At 65.3% G+C, this 17,018-nt stretch carries 17 protein-coding genes and 1 tRNA gene; 15 read left to right on the top strand and 3 right to left on the bottom strand.

All coding sequences use genetic code 11. From position 1 onward, the window contains the following. The first annotated feature begins 64 nt into the window (after positions 1-64). The 3 genes from hfq to CP958_RS15210 are packed head-to-tail and all read left to right on the top strand — an operon-like array spanning position 65 to position 2,385. Positions 65-319 (top strand): RNA chaperone Hfq, encoded by a 255-nt coding sequence (gene hfq / locus CP958_RS15220; RefSeq protein WP_011384768.1) that lies wholly within the window; start codon positions 65-67, stop codon positions 317-319. Then, positions 320-1,627 carry a GTPase HflX gene (gene hflX, locus CP958_RS15215; RefSeq protein WP_096702923.1) on the top strand — a complete coding sequence of 436 codons (1,308 nt, stop codon included), beginning with the start codon at positions 320-322 and terminating at the stop codon, positions 1,625-1,627. It begins immediately after the preceding gene. Continuing rightward, on the top strand, positions 1,627-2,385 hold the full coding sequence (locus tag CP958_RS15210) for an inositol monophosphatase family protein (protein ID WP_096702921.1): 759 nt from the start codon (positions 1,627-1,629) through the stop codon (positions 2,383-2,385). The genes hflX and CP958_RS15210 overlap by 1 nt, the downstream gene beginning before the upstream one ends. A 10-nt stretch (positions 2,386-2,395) precedes the next feature. Here the strand turns inward: CP958_RS15210 and argE are convergent, their stop codons facing one another. Then, positions 2,396-3,541, bottom strand: a complete 1,146-nt coding sequence (gene argE, locus CP958_RS15205; RefSeq protein ID WP_242442926.1) for an acetylornithine deacetylase — start codon at positions 3,539-3,541, stop codon at positions 2,396-2,398. 235 nt (positions 3,542-3,776) lie between these two features. On the opposite strand from argE, the gene CP958_RS15200 reads away from it, so the two are divergent. From CP958_RS15200 to CP958_RS15190, 3 genes are read left to right on the top strand one after another with little or no spacing between them, the layout of a single operon-like run. After that, positions 3,777-5,525 carry an ABC transporter transmembrane domain-containing protein gene (locus tag CP958_RS15200; protein WP_242442915.1) on the top strand — a complete coding sequence of 583 codons (1,749 nt, stop codon included), beginning with the start codon at positions 3,777-3,779 and terminating at the stop codon, positions 5,523-5,525. Next, complete coding sequence (locus CP958_RS15195) at positions 5,522-7,702, top strand: ATP-binding cassette domain-containing protein (RefSeq protein WP_096702915.1); 2,181 nt, start codon at positions 5,522-5,524, stop codon at positions 7,700-7,702. The genes CP958_RS15200 and CP958_RS15195 overlap by 4 nt, the downstream gene beginning before the upstream one ends. Before the next feature lies 1 nt (position 7,703). Next, positions 7,704-9,116 carry an HlyD family type I secretion periplasmic adaptor subunit gene (locus CP958_RS15190; protein WP_096702913.1) on the top strand — a complete coding sequence of 471 codons (1,413 nt, stop codon included), beginning with the start codon at positions 7,704-7,706 and terminating at the stop codon, positions 9,114-9,116. A 211-nt stretch (positions 9,117-9,327) separates the two neighbouring features. On the opposite strand, the gene ssb is transcribed toward CP958_RS15190, so the two are convergent. Beyond that, on the bottom strand, positions 9,328-9,819 hold the full coding sequence (gene ssb, locus CP958_RS15185; protein ID WP_096703093.1) for a single-stranded DNA-binding protein: 492 nt from the start codon (positions 9,817-9,819) through the stop codon (positions 9,328-9,330). Positions 9,820-9,885: 66 nt separating this feature from the next. Beyond that, positions 9,886-10,296 (bottom strand): hypothetical protein, encoded by a 411-nt coding sequence (locus CP958_RS15180; RefSeq protein WP_096702911.1) that lies wholly within the window; start codon positions 10,294-10,296, stop codon positions 9,886-9,888. A 187-nt stretch (positions 10,297-10,483) separates the two neighbouring features. On the opposite strand from CP958_RS15180, the gene gyrA reads away from it, so the two are divergent. From gyrA to CP958_RS15140, 9 genes are all read left to right on the top strand, one after another. Beyond that, a complete protein-coding gene (gyrA, locus tag CP958_RS15175) occupies positions 10,484-13,171 on the top strand; it encodes a DNA gyrase subunit A (RefSeq protein WP_096702910.1) in 2,688 nt (895 codons plus the stop codon). Beyond that, complete coding sequence (gene coaD / locus CP958_RS15170) at positions 13,164-13,670, top strand: pantetheine-phosphate adenylyltransferase (protein ID WP_096702908.1); 507 nt, start codon at positions 13,164-13,166, stop codon at positions 13,668-13,670. Before gyrA ends, coaD begins: the two co-directional genes overlap by 8 nt. 11 nt (positions 13,671-13,681) lie before the next feature. Beyond that, entirely contained in the window at positions 13,682-14,158 is a 477-nt protein-coding gene (locus CP958_RS15165) for a peptidylprolyl isomerase (protein ID WP_096702906.1), read from the top strand. A 4-nt stretch (positions 14,159-14,162) separates the two neighbouring features. After that, entirely contained in the window at positions 14,163-14,708 is a 546-nt protein-coding gene (locus CP958_RS15160) for a peptidylprolyl isomerase (RefSeq protein ID WP_096702904.1), read from the top strand. Positions 14,709-14,767: 59 nt separating this feature from the next. Continuing rightward, positions 14,768-14,843, top strand: a tRNA-Lys gene (locus tag CP958_RS15155). Positions 14,844-14,977: 134 nt separating this feature from the next. Then, the gene (locus CP958_RS26445) at positions 14,978-15,127 is read left to right on the top strand and encodes a hypothetical protein (protein ID WP_170958987.1); all 150 of its coding nucleotides are present in this window, start codon (positions 14,978-14,980) and stop codon (positions 15,125-15,127) included. A 70-nt stretch (positions 15,128-15,197) separates the two neighbouring features. After that, positions 15,198-16,085: an HTH domain-containing protein gene (locus CP958_RS15150; protein WP_096702902.1), complete on the top strand. Its 888-nt coding sequence runs from the start codon at positions 15,198-15,200 to the stop codon at positions 16,083-16,085. Between the two features lie 82 nt (positions 16,086-16,167). Continuing rightward, a complete protein-coding gene (locus tag CP958_RS15145; RefSeq protein WP_096703091.1) occupies positions 16,168-16,755 on the top strand; it encodes a BON domain-containing protein in 588 nt (195 codons plus the stop codon). A gap of 5 nt (positions 16,756-16,760) precedes the next feature. Next, on the top strand, positions 16,761-17,006 hold the full coding sequence (locus tag CP958_RS15140; protein WP_096702900.1) for a hypothetical protein: 246 nt from the start codon (positions 16,761-16,763) through the stop codon (positions 17,004-17,006). Positions 17,007-17,018: the final 12 nt, after the last annotated feature.

The raw sequence follows: 17,018 nt of genomic DNA, 5'->3' as shown, positions 1-17,018 counted from the left end.
ACGGGGTCGGTGCCTGAATCGCACTCCAAAAATCAAAATCGGCCAATAAGAACGGATTCCAATCATGTCCGCGGAAAAATCCCAAAACGTACAGGATGTGTTTCTTAACTTCATCCGCAAGAACAAGACTCCCGTCACCATCTTCCTGGTCAACGGGGTCAAGCTCCAGGGTATCGTCACCTGGTTCGACAATTTTTCGGTGCTGCTGCGGCGGGATGGGCATACCCAACTCGTTTACAAGCACGCCATCTCGACGGTGATGCCGTCCACCCCCATCTCTCTCTTCGAGCCTCCGATCAAGGAAAACGGCGAAGAATAGGTGGGAGAGACAGGTTCCACAAAGGCGGCGCCCCAGCGCGCCATGGTCGTCCACCCCGCCTTCAAGGGCGGGGAGGGCTCCCGCCTGCCTGAAGCCCGCCTTGCCGAGGCGGTCGGGCTGGCCGGGGCCATCGAGCTGGATATCGTCGCCGCCGAGGCGGTGAACGTGGCCAAGGTGCGCCCCGCCACCCTGATCGGCAAGGGGGCGGTGGAACGTCTGGCCGAACTGGTCGAGGAGCGCGAGATCGGGCTGGCGGTGGTCGACGGCCACCTGTCGCCGGTGCAGCAGCGCAACCTGGAAAAAGCCTGGGGCTGCAAGGTCATCGACCGCACTGGCCTGATTCTCGAGATTTTCGGCGCCCGCGCCCGCACTCGCGAGGGCACCCTGCAGGTGGAACTGGCGGCGCTCAGCTACCAGCGCTCGCGCCTGGTGCGGTCGTGGACCCACCTGGAACGCCAGCGGGGCGGCTTCGGCTTCCTGGGCGGCCCCGGCGAGACCCAGATCGAGGCCGACCGCCGCATGATCGGCGACCGCATCGTCAAGCTGGAACGCGAACTGGAAGACGTCAAGCGCACCCGCGACCTGCACCGCAAGGCGCGGCGCAAGGTGCCTTATCCCATCGTCGCCCTGGTGGGCTACACCAATGCCGGCAAGTCGACGCTGTTCAACCAGCTGACCCGGGCCGAGGTGATGGCCAAGGACATGCTGTTCGCCACGCTGGACCCCACCATGCGCACCCTGGTGCTGCCGTCGGGCCGCAAGATCATCCTGTCGGACACGGTGGGTTTCATCTCCGACCTGCCCCACGAACTGGTCGCCGCCTTCCGCGCCACCCTGGAGGAGGTGCTGGAGGCCGACGTGGTGGTGCATGTGCGCGACATCTCCCATCCCGACACCGAGGCCCAGGCCGCCGACGTCGAGACGGTGCTGAAGGAGCTGGGGCTGGCCGAGGTGGTCGACCGCGGGCTGGTGGAGGCCCTCAACAAGATCGATCTGCTGGACGAGCCGGGCCGGATCGAAATCCTCAATCAGGTACGGCGTCGCGAGGGGGCCATGGCACTCTCGGCGGTCACCGGCGAGGGCGTCGACGAATTGCTGGCCGAACTGGACCGGCGGCTGGGCCATGCCCGCGAGACCATCGATGTGGCGCTGTCCCTGGCCGATGGCGCTTCCATCGCCTGGCTGTACAGCCATGGCGAGGTGGTGGCGCGGCGCGACGACGAGGCGCAGGCTTTCATGCGGGTCAAGCTCGACCCCGCCGACGTCAAGCGCTTCCACCAGCGGAAGGCCGAGGGCAGGGGGCACTGATGGATTTCGAGACGGTGGCTTCCATCATCCGCGAGGCGGCGGCCGAGGAAATCCTGCCGCGCTTCAACCACCTCTCGGCCGGGCAGATTCGCGAGAAGCGGCCGGGGGAACTGGTCACCGAGGCCGATACGGAAGCCGAACGGGTGATGACCCGGCGGCTGCGCGACCTGATTCCCGGCTCCGCCGTGGTGGGCGAGGAGGCGGTGGCCGCCGATCCCGCCCTCCTCAAGGCTCTGGACGGCGACGGCAACGTCTGGATCATCGATCCGGTGGACGGTACCGCCAATTTCGCCAAGGGCAACGCCCGCTTTGCCGTCATCGTCGCCCTGGTGCGCGATGGGGTAACGGTGGCGGGGTGGATTTTCGATCCCCTGGGCGAGCGGATGATCACCGTCGAGCTGGGTTCCGGCGCCTGGGCGGGGGGTGAACGCCTCTCCGTTCTGCCCCCCGCGCCTCTGGCCGAACTGACCGGCTCGGTCAAGCGGTCGGGGCGCCTGTCGGCGCTGGTGGCCAAGACGGGGCGCAAGGGCAGCGCCGCCCACGACTATATCGATCTGGTAACGGGCCGGCTGCACTTCGCCCACTACAACCGTCTGATGCCCTGGGACCACGCGGCCGGCGTGCTGATCCACGCCGAGGCGGGCGGTCACGCCGCCCTGACCGATGGCCGGCCCTACCGTCCGAGGGCGGAGGACGGCTGCCTGCTGCTGGCGCCCTCGCCGGGAACCTGGACCTCGCTGCGGGCGGTGATCGAGTAGGCTTCCCGCCTCAGCACATATGGGCCAGCAGGCGCCGCAGGAAATCCTCGCATTTGGCCACCTGCTCGATGGTAACGAACTCATCCGGCCGATGGGCCTGATCGATGCTGCCGGGGCCGCAGACTACCGCCGGAATACCCGCCTTCTGGAACAGGCCGGCCTCGGTGGTGAAGGCCACCTTGCTGGTCCGGTTGCTGCCCGACAGGGCGCAGACCAGGCGCACCGCCGCGTCCATCTCGTCCATCCCCAGGCCCGGCGTGCTGTTGTGCTCGTCCAGGGTGATGCCGCTGGCCTCGCTGATGCCGAGCATTTCCGGCACCAGATCCTGAGCCCAGCCCCGTACCTCGGCCATCAGATCCTCGGGATCGTGGTCGGGCAGATTGCGGATCTCGAATTCGAAGGCGCAGGACTTCGGCACGATGTTGAGCGCCGTGCCGCCCTGCATGGTGCCGGTATGGACGGTGGTGTAGGGCGGCTGGTAACCGTGATCGAAAGGACCCTGCTCGCGGATACGGCGCTGCATGGCCCGCAGCCGGGTGACCATTTCGGCGGCGATCTCGATGGCGTTGACGCCCTGGTGGTTGAGGGCGGAGTGGCATTCGTGCCCTTCCACGTGGCAGCGCACGCTTTTCTTGCCCTTGTGGCCGATCACCGCCTTCATGTCGGTGGGCTCGCCGACGATGCAAAGGCTGGGGCGGACCGCCAAGTGGGCCAGATCGTCGATCAGCCGGCGGACGCCGACGCAGCCCACTTCCTCGTCGTAGGAAAAGGCGAAGTGTACCGGCATACGCAGTGGCGCGGCGGCGAATTCCGGGGCCAGGGCCAGACAGACGGCGATAAAGCTCTTCATGTCGGCGGTGCCGCGGCCGAACAGCCTGCCCCCGGCCTGATGCAGCCGGAAGGGATCGGTGGACCAGTCCTGCCCCTCGACCGGGACCACGTCGGTATGACCGGACAGGACAATACCCGGGACATCATTGGGGCCAATTGTGGCAAAGATATTCGCCTTGTTTCGGTCCTTATCCCAAGTCCTGCGCACAGTCGCTCCAAGACCGGAAAGGATTTCCGATGCCAGGTCGATTAACTGTAAATTAGTCTTGAAACTTGTAGTATCGATCGCGATTAATTTCGCGATCGTTTCGATGCTGGCCGGCAAGGGCTTTTCCGCATGTTGGTTCAAGGACCCGTTCTCGCTCTGGGGGGCTTTGCGCATTCCTCCCATCATAGAGCGCCCCATGGTCTGAAGACCAGTCTTGTGCTGCGGCTTATAACCAATATCTGGTGGTTATTACGGATGCTGGGCGCTATTCTGCCGCTTGCCGACGGGGCAGGGGGCGGCTGGTTTTGTTGGTGGCGAGGGAGCGCGAGCTTGCAGCCCGTGGTGCTTACGCATGAGTGACCCTGTGGCCGGGCAGCCCGAGGGCGCGGACGCGCCCGCATTCAGCATCGCCTCGCTTTCAACCCTGAAGGGCAGTCTGTTCGACCTTGCCCTGGGGTCGCTGTTCCTCAACATCCTCGGTCTGGCGCTGCCCATGGCGCTGCTGCAGGTCTACGACCGCATCCTGCCCAACAAGTCGGTGGGCACCATGGTGTTCCTGATGGGCGCAGTGCTGGGCGCCCTGCTGCTGGAATCCACCCTGAACTTCTGCCGCTCGTGGATCACCGGCTGGGTCGGGGCCAAGTTCGAGCACAATGCCGGCTGCACGGCGCTGAGCCATCTGGTGATGGCCGGCGTTGACGAGTTCGAGAAGGAAGGCTCCGGCGCCCATCTCGAGCGCATGAACTCGCTGGCCACGGTGCGCGAGTTCTATGCCGGACAGGCCATGCTGACCCTGCTGGATCTGCCCTTCGCCATCCTTTACCTCAGTCTGGTGGCCATGATGGGCGGCATCCTGGTCCTGGTGCCCATCGCCCTGCTGATCCTGTTCTGCATGACCGCCGTCATCCTGGGCGGCAAGCTGCGGGCCTCGCTGCAAAAACGCATGACCGCCGACGACCGGCGCTTCAACTTCATCATCGAGGTGCTGGGCGGCATCCACAGCGTCAAGGCCTTCGCCATGGAGGCGCAGATGGTGCGCCGCTACGAGCGCCTGCAGGAGACCTGCGCCGAGGGCGCCTATCAGGTGGCGCTCAATTCCTCCACCGCCATGGGCGTGTCGTCGTTCTTCTCCCAGGCCACCACCATCTGCGTCGCCATGTTCGGCGCCCTGGTGGTGCTGAACGGCGACATGACCACCGGCGGTCTGGCGGCCTGCTCCATGCTGTCCGGCCGCGCCATGGCTCCCATCCAGAAGGCTCTGGGCGTATGGACCCGTTTCCAGTCGTTCATGCTGGCCCGTCACCGCCTGACCGAGCTGTTCAAGCTGAAGCCGGAATCGGCCAGGGGCCTGCCCAAGATGACCGCCTGCAAGGGGGCGCTGGAATTGCAGGATTGCAGCTTCCGCTACGGCGAGAAGCTGCCGATCATCATCCGCGACGCTTCCATCAAGATCGGCGAGGGCGAGTGCATCGCCATCTCGGGCGGCAACGGCAGCGGCAAGACCACCCTGCTGACCCTGATGCAGGGCGCCATCAAGCCCACCACCGGGCAAGTGCTGGTGGACGGCCAGCCCATGACCATGTTCGAGCCGCAGAGCGTGCGCGACCACATCGCCTTCCTGCCGCAGATGGGCGTGCTGTTCCAGGGTACGATCCTTCAGAACATCACCATGTTCCGCAAGGAATTCGACGACGTGGCGGTGGAAACCGCCGCGTTGCTCGGTCTGGACGAGGTGGTGGCGACCATGGCGCTGGGCTACGACACGCCGGTGGGCGACGGCGCCTATGATTCCCTGCCGCGCGGCATCAAGCAGCGCATCGCCATCGCCCGCGCCCTGGTCAACAATCCGCGCGTCGTGCTGTTCGACGAGGCCAACACGGCGGTGGACACCACCGGCGACAACTTCCTGCGCGTCTGGCTGGAGCGGGCCAAGGGCAAGCGGACCCTGGTGCTGGTCACGCCGCGCCCCTCGCTGGTCAAACTGGCCGACCGGGTGTTCGACCTGAAGGACGGGACGCTGATCGCCAAGGCCCCGCGCGAGGAGCGGCCGCCCATGCCCGAGGCTCCTCCGACCCTGCTGCCCCAGGGCGGTCCGGCATGACCGTCACCGCGGCCCATAGCCTGTCCTCGGCGCGCAAGCCCAATCAGCAGGCCATCGAGCAATACGAACAGCAACTGGCCCAGAACGCCCTGGGCGGCTTCTCGGCCGCCTCGGATCTGGCCGCCTGCCTGCTGCCCCTGCTGAAATCCCTGGGCTGGAAGGGCGATCCGCGCCACGTGGCGGAATCCCTGCCGCACTTCGCCAACGACCTGGACCTCACCGGTCTGCGCAACGTCATGGCGACGCTCAATTTTTCCAGCCGGCCCGAGCGTCTCGACCTCGAGATCATCGATGCCCGCCTGCTGCCCTGCCTGTTCCTGCCCGACGAGAGTCACGCCCTGGTCGTCAAGAAGATCGACGAGGAGGGGGAGGCCGAGGTCTTCGACAGTGCCCAGGGCATCACCGTCAAGCTCGACACCTCGGGCATCAAGGGAACGGCATACTTCTTCACCAACCTGGGCAGCGACGCCGGCGCCGCCAAGCCGGCGAGCTGGTTCAGGAGCGTGCTCGAGCGCTTCCGCCCTCTGTACTGGCAGGCCTTTTTCGTCACCTTCGTGCTCAACGTCTTTTCCCTGGGCACGCCGCTGTTCGTGATGAGCGTCTACGACAAGGTGATCGGCGCCCAGTCCTATTCCATGCTGGTATCGCTCTCCATCGGCGTGACCATGGCGCTGGCGGCGGATGCCATGCTGCGCGAGGTCCGCGCCCGCATCCTGGCCTTCGTGGGCGCCCGGCTTGACAACATCATGGGCAACAACATCTTCCAGCACATCCTGGCCTTGCCGCCGGGCTTCACCGAGCGGGCCACCATCGGTGCCCAGGTGGCCCGCATCAAGGACTTCGAGTCGGTGCGCGAGTTCTTCACCGGGCCGCTGGCCACGGTGTTCATGGAACTGCCCTTCGCCATCTTCTATTTCACCGTCATCGCGCTGCTGGGCGGCGTGATCGCCCTGGTGCCGGTGGTCGGCACCTTCCTGTTCCTGGTGGGCGGTTGGGCGGTGATGCCCGTGGTGCGCAAGAATGTGGGCATCGCGTCGCGCGCCGGTTCCAGGCGCCAGGAATTCCTGGTCGAGGCCCTGGGCAAGATGCGCGCCGTCAAGCTGGCCGCCGCCGAGCACACCTGGGTCAAGCGCTATCGCGAGATGTCGGCCCGCGCCGCCATGGGCGGCTTCAAGAACGGCATGTTCGCCATCGCCATCAGCACCGGCTCCAATATCCTGATCATTTCGTCGGGTTTGGCCACCATCATGGTCGGCGTGCTGGGTGTCATCGACGGGGTACTGTCCATCGGCGGCCTGATCGCCGCCATGATGCTGGTGTGGCGGGTGCTGTCACCGTTGCAGACCGGCTTCACCATGCTGCAGCGGGTGGAGCAGGTGAGGGGGTCCATCCGCCAGATCGACGGGCTGATGGGCATCAAGCCGGAACGCGACCCCAAGGCCATCGTGGCGCCGCTGAAGAACATCAAGGGCCGTGTGGTCTTCTCACGGGTCTCGTTGCGTTACAACAACGAGTCGGACCCCGCCCTGGTCGGCGTCTCCTTCGAGGTGGAGCCGGGCGAGGTGGTGTGTGTCACCGGGCGCAACGGCTCGGGCAAGTCCACCATCCTCAAGGTGCTGCTGGGCCTTTATGCGCCCCAGGCCGGCGCGGTGAAGATCGACGCCACCGACATCCGCCAGATCGATCCCATCGAGATGCGGCACATGATCTCCTACACCCCGCAGCAGTGTAATCTGTTCTTCGGGACGGTGGCCCAGAACCTGCGCCTGTCGCACCCCACCGCCACCGATGCGGACATTCGCTGGGCCTGCGATCAGGCCGACGTCTGGGAGGAGATCATGTCCCTGCCGCGCGGCCTCGAGACCCGCATCGGCGAGGGCGCGTCGGAGCACCTGCCCACCAGCTTCGTCCAGAAGCTGTCGCTGGCCCGCGGCTATCTCAAGCGCAGCCCGATCATGCTGTTCGACGAGCCGGTCAACGGTCTGGATTTCGAGGGCGACCGCACCTTCATGCAGTCGGTCGAGAATTTCCGCGGCCAGTCCACCATCTTCATGGTCACCCATCGCCCCAGCCACCTGCGTGTCGCCGACCGCATCCTGGTGTTCGATGGCGGCTATCTGCGTCTCGCCGGCCCGGCGGAAGAAGTCCGGGCCCGCATACCGCCGGATCTGATCTGACATGAGCACCAATGCGAACCCGAATCCGGGCCAGAATCTGGTCAACGTTCCCCAGCCCGACAAGGTGCCTCAGGCGGCCGGTCCCGGCAAATCGCTGGTCAAGCTGTCCAACCGGCAGTCGCGCCATCTCGCCCAGGCCCTGGTGCTGGAGGAAAGCGGCACGTCCGGCCTGATCCGCTTCACCATGCTGCTGGCCAGCGCCACCACGGCGGCCTTCGTCGTCTGGGCGGCGCTGACCGACGTGCCGGAAATCGCCACCGCCGAAGGCCAGATCATCCCCTCGGGGCAGGTCCAGGCGGTGCAGCATCTGGAAGGTGGCATCGTCCAGGACATCGTCGCCCGCGACGGCGACCTGGTGGAGGCGGGGGCTCCCATCGTCCGCCTCAACCCCGCCCAGGCCATTTCCGATCTGGAACAGACCCGGGCGCGCGAGGCCACGTTGCTGATCAAGGCCGAGCGCCTACGCGCCCTGGCCGAAGAGCGTCAGCCCGATTTCACCCACATGCCTCAGGGCTACGAACGGCTGATCGCCGACAATCTGGCCATCTTCAACAGCCAGTCCCAGGCCCGCGATACGTCGCGCTCGGTGATCCTGTCGCAGATGGAGCAGAAACGCGCCGACCTGCGTCTGCTGGAATCCCAGGAAAAATCCCTGCGCGAGCAGTTGGGACCGCTGCAGGAAGAAATGACCATGCGGCAGGAACTGGTCGCCAAGGGACTGGTGTCGCGAGTGGTCTTCCTGGACACCAAGCGCGAGCTGTCGCGCGTCCAGGGTGAACTGTCCCGCCTGATCGGCCAGGAAGTGTCGGCGCGCGAGGCCTTATCCGAGGTGGAAAACCGCCTGATGGACAATAAGTCGACGCTGCAGAAGACCACCATGGATGACCTGGGCACCACCGTCAACGAACTGGCCCAGGTACAGGAAAGCATCGGTCGTCTGGAAGATCGGGTGACCCGCCTGGACATCGTCGCTCCGGTGCGCGGATTGGTCAAAGGCCTGACCGTCAAGAATCGTGGCGCCGTTATCCAGGCCGGCGGCAATGTCTGCGAGGTGGTGCCGGTCGAGACCCAGATGAAGGTCGACGCCAAGATCAGCACCAAGGATGTCGGCCACCTCAAGGTCGGGCAGCCGGTCCGGGTCAAGGTCACCACCTATGATTTCGCCCGCTACGGCGCGGTGGAGGGTACCCTGACCAAGATCTCGGCCTCCAGCTTCGCCGACGAGAAGGGCAATCCCTTCTTCAAGGGCGTGATCGACCTGAAGCACAATTACGTCGGCGCCACCGCCGGACGCTTCACCATCCAGCCCGGCATGTCGGTGACGGCGGAAATCATCACCGGCGACAAGACCCTGCTGCAGTACATGCTGAAGCCGATCTTCACCCAGATACAGCAATCGTTCCACGAGCGCTGAGGCTGGCAAAAACGGGCATCAACGCCATGTTGGCGTCCGTCTGTGGTTTTTCACACGAATCGTGGATTTCCCTGTTCATCCGCGAGCGGTGCATAGCACCGCATCCGTGCCCATCCGTGTCTTGTAACTCTGTCCCTACAAATTCATGAGCCAATGAAAAACGGCACCGCTGTGGGCGGTGCCGTTTCCGTTTGCACGAGGCCATCGGGCCTCAGAAGGGGATTTCGTCGTCCAGGTCGGCCGGGGGCTCCCAGGACTGGCCGCCACCGCCGCCGCCCTGGCGCGAACCGCCGCCGCCGCTCTGGCGCGGGCTGTCGTCATATCCGCCGCCGCCGCCGGCACCGCCGCCGTCACGGCCGCCCAGCAGGGTCAGCTCGCCCTTGAAGCGGCCGATCACCACCTCGGTGGTGTATTTTTCCTGGCCCGACTGATCGGTCCACTTGCGGGTCTGCAACGCGCCTTCCACGTAGACGCTGGAGCCCTTGCGCAGATAGCGCTCGGCCACGTCGGCCAGGTTGGGATTGAAGATCACCACCCGGTGCCACTCGGTCTTTTCCTTGCGCTCGCCGGTGCCGCGATCCTTCCAGGTCTCGGAGGTGGCGATGTTCAGGTTGACGATCTTCGACCCATCCTGCGAGGTCCGAACCTCGGGATCGCGGCCCAAATTGCCGACGAGAATGACCTTGTTGACGCTGCCAGCCATGGCGATTTGGCTCCCATTGACGAAATTGGCGCGGATCATATTGCAAGGAGACCGCGCGAGAAAGGGCTAATGCTTGGCCTTGGTCGGCGGGGCGGGGAGCAGGCGGCCCAGCATGGAGGTCAGCGCCTTGGCATAGGCGGCGACGCCGCTGCGGTGCATGCGCAGGCTCATTTCCGCGCCCTTGGCCAGCTTGAAGCCCAGCAGGATGTGTTCGTCGTCGGCCTCGGGCTGAATGGTCCAGCGCTCGACCGAATGGGCGGGGGCGGTGATGGGGGTGTCCTGGGCGGGCTGGGACGCCTCTTCGGCGGGAATGCGCCCGGCCTGTTCCAGCCAGGCCGACAGCAGGGCCAGTTGATCCAGCGGCAGGACCACCACGTGCTCCTCGCCCGATTCGTCGGCCAGCACCACGCGGACCGCATCGCCGGTCTCGGATGCCCGGGCCGAAACCACCTGGGCCGCAGAGATTTCTTGCTTCATGCTCCATCCCGAGGCAAGCCGCGCCGTCGCCCATTATGACAGAGCGTCGGCAAGAGTTCACTTCGAATACCGCGTAGCCCATACCCTCGGGTTGTCGGGACTCACGATATCTGGTAGCGTGCGCCCGCGTGGACCTGCGTCCACCCCAAATTCTGGTTCCTCTATTGAAACCGATGGGAAAATTTCGTTGACCACGCCTCCCGCGTCGCCGCAATTCGACATTACTCCGGTCACTATCGAAGACGAGATGAAGCGCTCTTATCTCGATTACGCCATGAGCGTGATCGTGAGCCGTGCGCTTCCCGACGTCCGTGACGGGCTGAAGCCGGTCCACCGCCGCATCCTGTTCGCCATGAACGAGGCGGGGTATCACTACAACAAGCCCTTCCGCAAATCGGCCCGCATCGTCGGCGACGTCATGGGTAAGTATCACCCCCATGGCGACTCGGCCATTTACGACGCCATGGTTCGCATGGCGCAGAATTTCTCCATGCGTCTGCCGCTGGTGGACGGGCAGGGCAATTTCGGCTCCATGGACGGCGATCCGCCGGCGGCCATGCGTTATACCGAGGCCCGCTTGGCCCGCTCGGCCCATTCCCTGCTCGAGGACATCGACAAGGAAACCGTCGATTTCCAGGCCAATTACGACGAATCCACCTACGAGCCCATGGTGCTGCCGGCCAGGTATCCCAACCTGCTGGTCAACGGCGCCGGCGGTATCGCGGTGGGCATGGCCACCAACATCCCGCCCCATAACCTGGGCGAGGTGATCGACGCCTGCTGCGCCTATATCGACGACCCCAATGTGACGGTCGAGCGGCTGATGGAGCTGGTGCCCGGTCCGGACTTCCCGACCGGCGGCACCATTCTCGGCCGCTCCGGCATCCGCGCCGCCCAACTGACCGGCCGCGGCTCGGTGGTCATGCGCGGCCGCGTCCATATCGAGGAGATCCGCAAGGACCGCGAAGCCATCGTCGTCACCGAGATTCCCTATCAGGTGAACAAGGCCCGCATGCTCGAGCAGATCGCCGAGCTGGTCCGCGACAAGAAGATCGAGGGCATCTCCGACCTGCGCGACGAATCCGATCGCGACGGCGTGCGGGTGGTGGTCGAGATCAAGCGCGACGCCATCGCCGAGGTGGTGCTGGCGCAGCTTTACCGCTTCACCCCCTTGCAGACCAGCTTTGGCGTCAACTCGCTGGCGCTCAACGGCGGCCGGCCGGTGATGATGACGCTCCGCGACATCATCGTCGCCTTCATCGCCTTCCGCGAAGAGGTGATCACGCGGCGCACCATCTTCGAACTGGGCAAGGCCCGCGACCGCGCCCATGTCTTGGCCGGTCTGGCCATCGCCGTGGCCAATATCGACGAGGTGATCCGCCTGATCCGCGCCGCTCCCGATCCGGGCGAGGCGCGCGAGAAGCTGATGACCCGCGCCTGGCCGGTGGGCGACGTGGAGCCGCTGATCCGCCTGATCGACGAGCCCGGCCGCACCATCGAGGACGGCTGCTACCGCCTGTCCGAGATTCAGGCCAAGGCCATCCTCGACCTGCGTCTGCACCGCCTCACCGGGCTGGAGCGCGACAAGATCGGCGACGAATTGCGCGAGATCGGCCACCAGATCGAAGCCTACCTGCTGATCCTGTCGTCGCGTCCGCGCCTGTTCGAGGTGATGCGCGGCGAGCTGATGGAAATTCGCGAGCAGTTCGCCACGCCGCGCCGCACCACCATCGAGGAAAACGAGTTCGAGGCCGATATCGAGGACCTCATCGCCCGCGAGGACATGGTGGTGACGGTGACCAACACCGGCTACATCAAGCGGGTGCCGCTGTCGGCCTATCGCGCCCAGAAGCGCGGCGGCAAGGGGCGCTCCGGCATGAACATCAAGGACGAGGACTTCCTCTCCCAGGTGTTCGTGGTCAACACCCACACGCCAGTACTGTTCTTCTCGTCCACCGGCATCGCCTACAAGCTGAAGGTCTACCGCCTGCCGCTGGGCAATCCCCAGGCACGCGGCAAGGCCATGGTCAATCTGCTGCCGCTGGACGACGGCGAGACCATCTCGACCATCATGCCGCTGCCCGAGGACGAGACCACCTGGGGCGACCTGCACGTGATGTTCGTTACCTCCAAGGGCGACGTGCGGCGCAATCCGCTGTCCGACTTCACCGAGGTGCGCGCCAACGGCAAGATCGCCATGAAGCTGGGCGAGGGCGAGCGCCTGATTTCGGTGCAGACCTGCGCGGCCGAAAGCGACGACGTGCTGCTGGCCACCCATCTGGGCAAGGCCATCCGCTTCCCGGTTCAGGACGTGCGCGAGTTCAAGAGCCGCGATTCCACCGGCGTGCGCGGTATCCGGCTGGATGGGGAGGACGAGGTCATCTCCATGTCCATCCTGCGCCACACCGATTACGATTCCGAGACCCGCGACGCCTTCCTCAAGGGTGATCTGCCGGCCGAACAGCTGGAAAAGATGGTCGCCGAGCAGCAGTTCATCCTGACCGTCACCGAGAACGGCTTCGGCAAGCGCACCTCGGCCTTCGAGTACCGCATTACCGGCCGAGGCGGTTCCGGCATCGCCAATCTGGACATGACCGCCAAGACGGGTCTGGTGGTGGCGTCGTTCCCCGTCGACCACGAGGATGACATCATGCTGGTCAGCGACGGCGGCAAGCTGATCCGCATGCCGGTGGACGACATCCGCATCGCCGGCCGCAAGACCCAGGGCGTGACGCTGCTGCGCACCGCCGAAAACGAGCGGGTGGTTTCCGCCGCCAGACTGTGCGATATCGGAAGCAATGGCGATGAATCCGACGAATCCGACGAGGGGGCCGGGGATGCAGCCGATGATATGGCGGGAGGCGAGGATGCCTAAGCGCGTCGGTCTTTATCCAGGAACCTTCGATCCGATCACCAACGGCCACATGGATATCGTGGCCCGCGCCGCCCGGGTGGTTGACCACCTGATCGTCGCCGTGGCGGTCAATGCCGGCAAGGGACCGCTGTTCACCCTGGAAGAGCGGGTGGAGATGGCCGAGGTCGAGATGGCCGACCTCGCCAAGGCGGTGGGGGCCAGCATCGAGGTGCGGCCCTTCGATACCCTGCTGGTGGATTTCACCGCCAAGTGCGGCGCCAACCTGATCGTGCGCGGCCTGCGTGCCGTCTCGGATTTCGAGTATGAATTCCAGATGGCCGGCATGAACGCCCGCCTGTCGCCCGATATCGAGACCATCTTCCTGATGGCCTCCGAACGCTGCCAGTTCATTTCGTCGCGCTTCGTCAAGGAGATCGGCCGCCTGGGCGGTGAGATCTCCCAATTCGTCAGTCCCCGCGTCAAGGCGCGGCTGGACGAGAAATTCGGCTTCTCGGCTTAAGGAAGACCACTGTGGACCTTGAGAATACTCTTTATCTCGACCTGAAGGACGGTCGCGTCGTCATCGAACTGCGCCCCGACCTCGCCCCCAACCACGTTGCCCGCATCAAGGAACTGGCTCGCGCCAAGTTCTACGACGGCATCAAGTTCCATCGGGTGATCGACGGCTTCATGGCCCAGACCGGCTGCCCGCAGGGCACCGGCACCGGTGGTTCGGGCACCAAGCTGAAGGCCGAGTTCAATGCGGCCAAGCATGTGCGCGGTACCTGCTCCATGGCGCGCGCCCAGTCGCCGGACAGCGCCGATTCCCAGTTCTTCATCTGCTTCGACACCCAGTCGTATCTGGACCGCCAGTACACCATCTGGGGTCAGGTGGTCGAGGGCATGGACCTGGTCGACAACATCAAGAAGGGCGCGCCGCGCAGTGGAGCCGTTACCGACCCCGACTGTATCGTCACGCTCCGCGTCGCCGCTGATTCCGAGGATTGAGACCATGCTGAAGCGACTGTTTTTCGCCGCCGCCGCCCTGGTTCTGGCCGTGGCCCAGCCGGTCCTGGCCGCCGATCCCGAGAATACTCTGCTGCTGGAACTGCCCACCGGCAAGGTGACCATCGAACTGCGCCCCGATCTGGCCCCCAAGCACGTGGCCCGTATCAAGGAACTGGTCCGCAAGGGCTTCTATGACGGCACGGTGTTCCATCGCGTCATCCCCGGCTTCATGGCCCAGGGCGGCGATCCCACCGGCACCGGCACCGGCGGCTCGGGCGTCAAGCTGCGTGCCGAATTCACCGGCGAGCCCTTCGTGCGCGGCGTGGTGGGCATGGCCCGTTCGGCCAGCCCGGACAGCGCCGATTCCCAGTTCTTCATCATGTTCGGCTCGGCCCCCAGCCTGGATGGCCGTTACACCGCCGTGGGCAAGGTCGTCGAGGGCATGGAGAGCGTCGACCGCATCAAGGCCGGTGACGCGGGGGACAACGGCATCGTCTCCAAGCCCGACAAGCTGATCCGCATGCAGGTGCTGGCCGACGTCAAGAAATAGAGATTTTCCAAGCGTTGACGAGCGGCGCTCATCTGCCTATGGTGAGCGCCCTCTTTTCCGGGTCCGTAGCTCAGTTGGTAGAGCAAGCGACTTTTAATCGAGAGGTCCCGGGTTCGAGTCCCGGCGGACCCACCAAGACCTCGAGAGCCCGCCGGCCCGTCCGGCGGGCTTTTCTACATCTCGTCATCGGTCAGCCCGATTAACCGGTTATTCACGCGCATTATGCTAGATTTTTCTAGACTTTCACTGCCGTCGTCTTGACGGAGGCCATGATGATCCCGCGACTGCTTCTTGCCGCAGTAACCGCCTGCCTCGCCAGCGAAGGCTATTCCGTGCTGACGGCGCCCCCCAGTCTGGTCAAGGCGGTGGTGGCCAAGGTCGCCGCCGAGCGGCAGGATCGGAACTCCCAGAACACTTAAGATGGATTGCGGTGTCTTGACAGGGCGCCCGGGGCGTTGCACCGTCAACCCGTGTGTTGACGAGGGGGCGATGGACCTTTTCGATTTGATGAGCCAGGGGCGGGAGGATAAGGCTCTCGACCGCCTGGAAGGCATGCTGGCGCTCTATGAGGCCGAGAACGAGGCCGAGCAGGACGAGGCGCTGGAGCGCGCTCGGGCGTTCTGTGATCTGGAATGGGGCAGCTATCCCGCCGGGCTCGAGGTGTTGGCGCGGCGCTGGGCCACCCGCAAGGGCGACGGCGCCGAGGCCGCCATGCAGGCGCTGCGTCTGCACGAGGAAGGCGCCAAGCCGGGCAGCATCATCCGGGCGGTACGGCTGTTCCGCCTGCGCGAACTGACCCGTATCGACGAGCGGGCCGTGGTGATCCAGCGCTACGGCAGCGAGGAAGCGGTCCTGCGCCCCACGGATTTCGAGTTGCTGTTCATCCAGGCCGCAAGCGCCTGCGAGACGCCGTCGGAGGTAGAGGCGATCGTGGCCGCCGTCCATCCCATGCCGGCCAGCGTCGAGGCGGCACGTGCCGAGTCCCTGCGCTGGGAGGGACGGCTGCGCCACATGGAACTGGTGGCCGACCCCACCGCCCAGCCCCCCGCCTTGCCGGCGGCCTGCGCCGCCCGTCACCGGCTGGTGGAGGCGGCATGGCGCAACGGCCTTCCGGCCGTGACCATCGCCGATTTTTCCGCTCGTCTGGAATACTGGGCCGGGCGAGGGGGCGAGGACGGCAGCGGCTACGGCGTCCTGGCGGCGGATTTCGCGGCGCTTGCCACGGGGTTGAGCACCCGTGGCGCCGGGCAGTCGACCAAGGATCGCGCCCGCGCCCTGAAGGAGGCCAATCCCGAATGGTCGCTGGCCCGCATCGGCAAGGAACTGGGCATCTCGCGTCAGGCGGTGCACAAGCACCTCAAGGGCGCCGCCAGATAAATAGCCAGGACAAATAGCCGATTGGCGCCGTTGGTCTTGGCCTGTATGGTTGGTGGTCACACCACCCATGCGGAACCGCACCATGCGCCGAATTGCCGTTGTCGTACTTGCGACTTTCGCCCTTGCCGCTCCGGCCCGTGCCCAGTTGATGGACGTGCTGACCGCGCCCAAGACGCTGATCGACCGGGCCATCGAGGCGCGCTCGGCTTCGGACATCGCCAAGGACAACCTGATCGTCGCCAAGGTCAACGGCTATATGGGCAAGAACACCACCATCCAGGCCTCCACCGAGATCTACGAGCAGCGTCTGCTGGTCACCGGTCTGTTCGATGACAAGGCCACCTATGACCAGTTCCAGAAGGACGTGCGCAGCATCGAAGGCGTCAGAAAGCTCTACTGGCAGGTGACCTATCTGGCCAAGGACGATGCCCGGCGCAAGGCACTGCCCAGCTGGGCCGATACGGTGGAGATGGGCGTCAAGGCGCAGGCGCGCCTGATCGGCACCAAGGGGGTGGCCGACGTGAACTTCCGCACCACCGTGGATTCCTACGGCAATCTCTACGTGATCGGCCGCGCCCGGTCGCAGGAGGAGGCCAACAAGGCCATTGCCCGCCTGAAGGAAGGCGAGGGGATCAAGAAGGTCGTCAATTACATCGATGTCAGGCCCTGAAGAACATGAGTGAATCCCCCAAGAAGAAGGGCCTGCCGCGCCACGTGATCGGCGCCGCCTGGACGGTCTGCGGCTTTGTCGGCGGCATCACGCTGCTGCTGGTCCTGCCCAGGTATTTCGGCGTGCCGCCCAAGCTGGCCGGCTTCATCGCCATGGTGGCCTGGCTGGCCTCCACCTGGGTGTTCTGGACCGGCGGCGAGGCGCCGCCCAAGCGGCCCGAGCCGGTCGAACATCCCAAGGCCGAGGGCTGAGCCAAGTGCGGG

This window comes from Magnetospirillum sp. 15-1 (assembly GCF_900184795.1).
Classification (GTDB): Bacteria; Pseudomonadota; Alphaproteobacteria; order Rhodospirillales; family Magnetospirillaceae; genus Phaeospirillum.
Note: the sequence above shows the minus strand (reverse complement) of the source record. Positions and strands in the feature narration are given on the sequence as shown.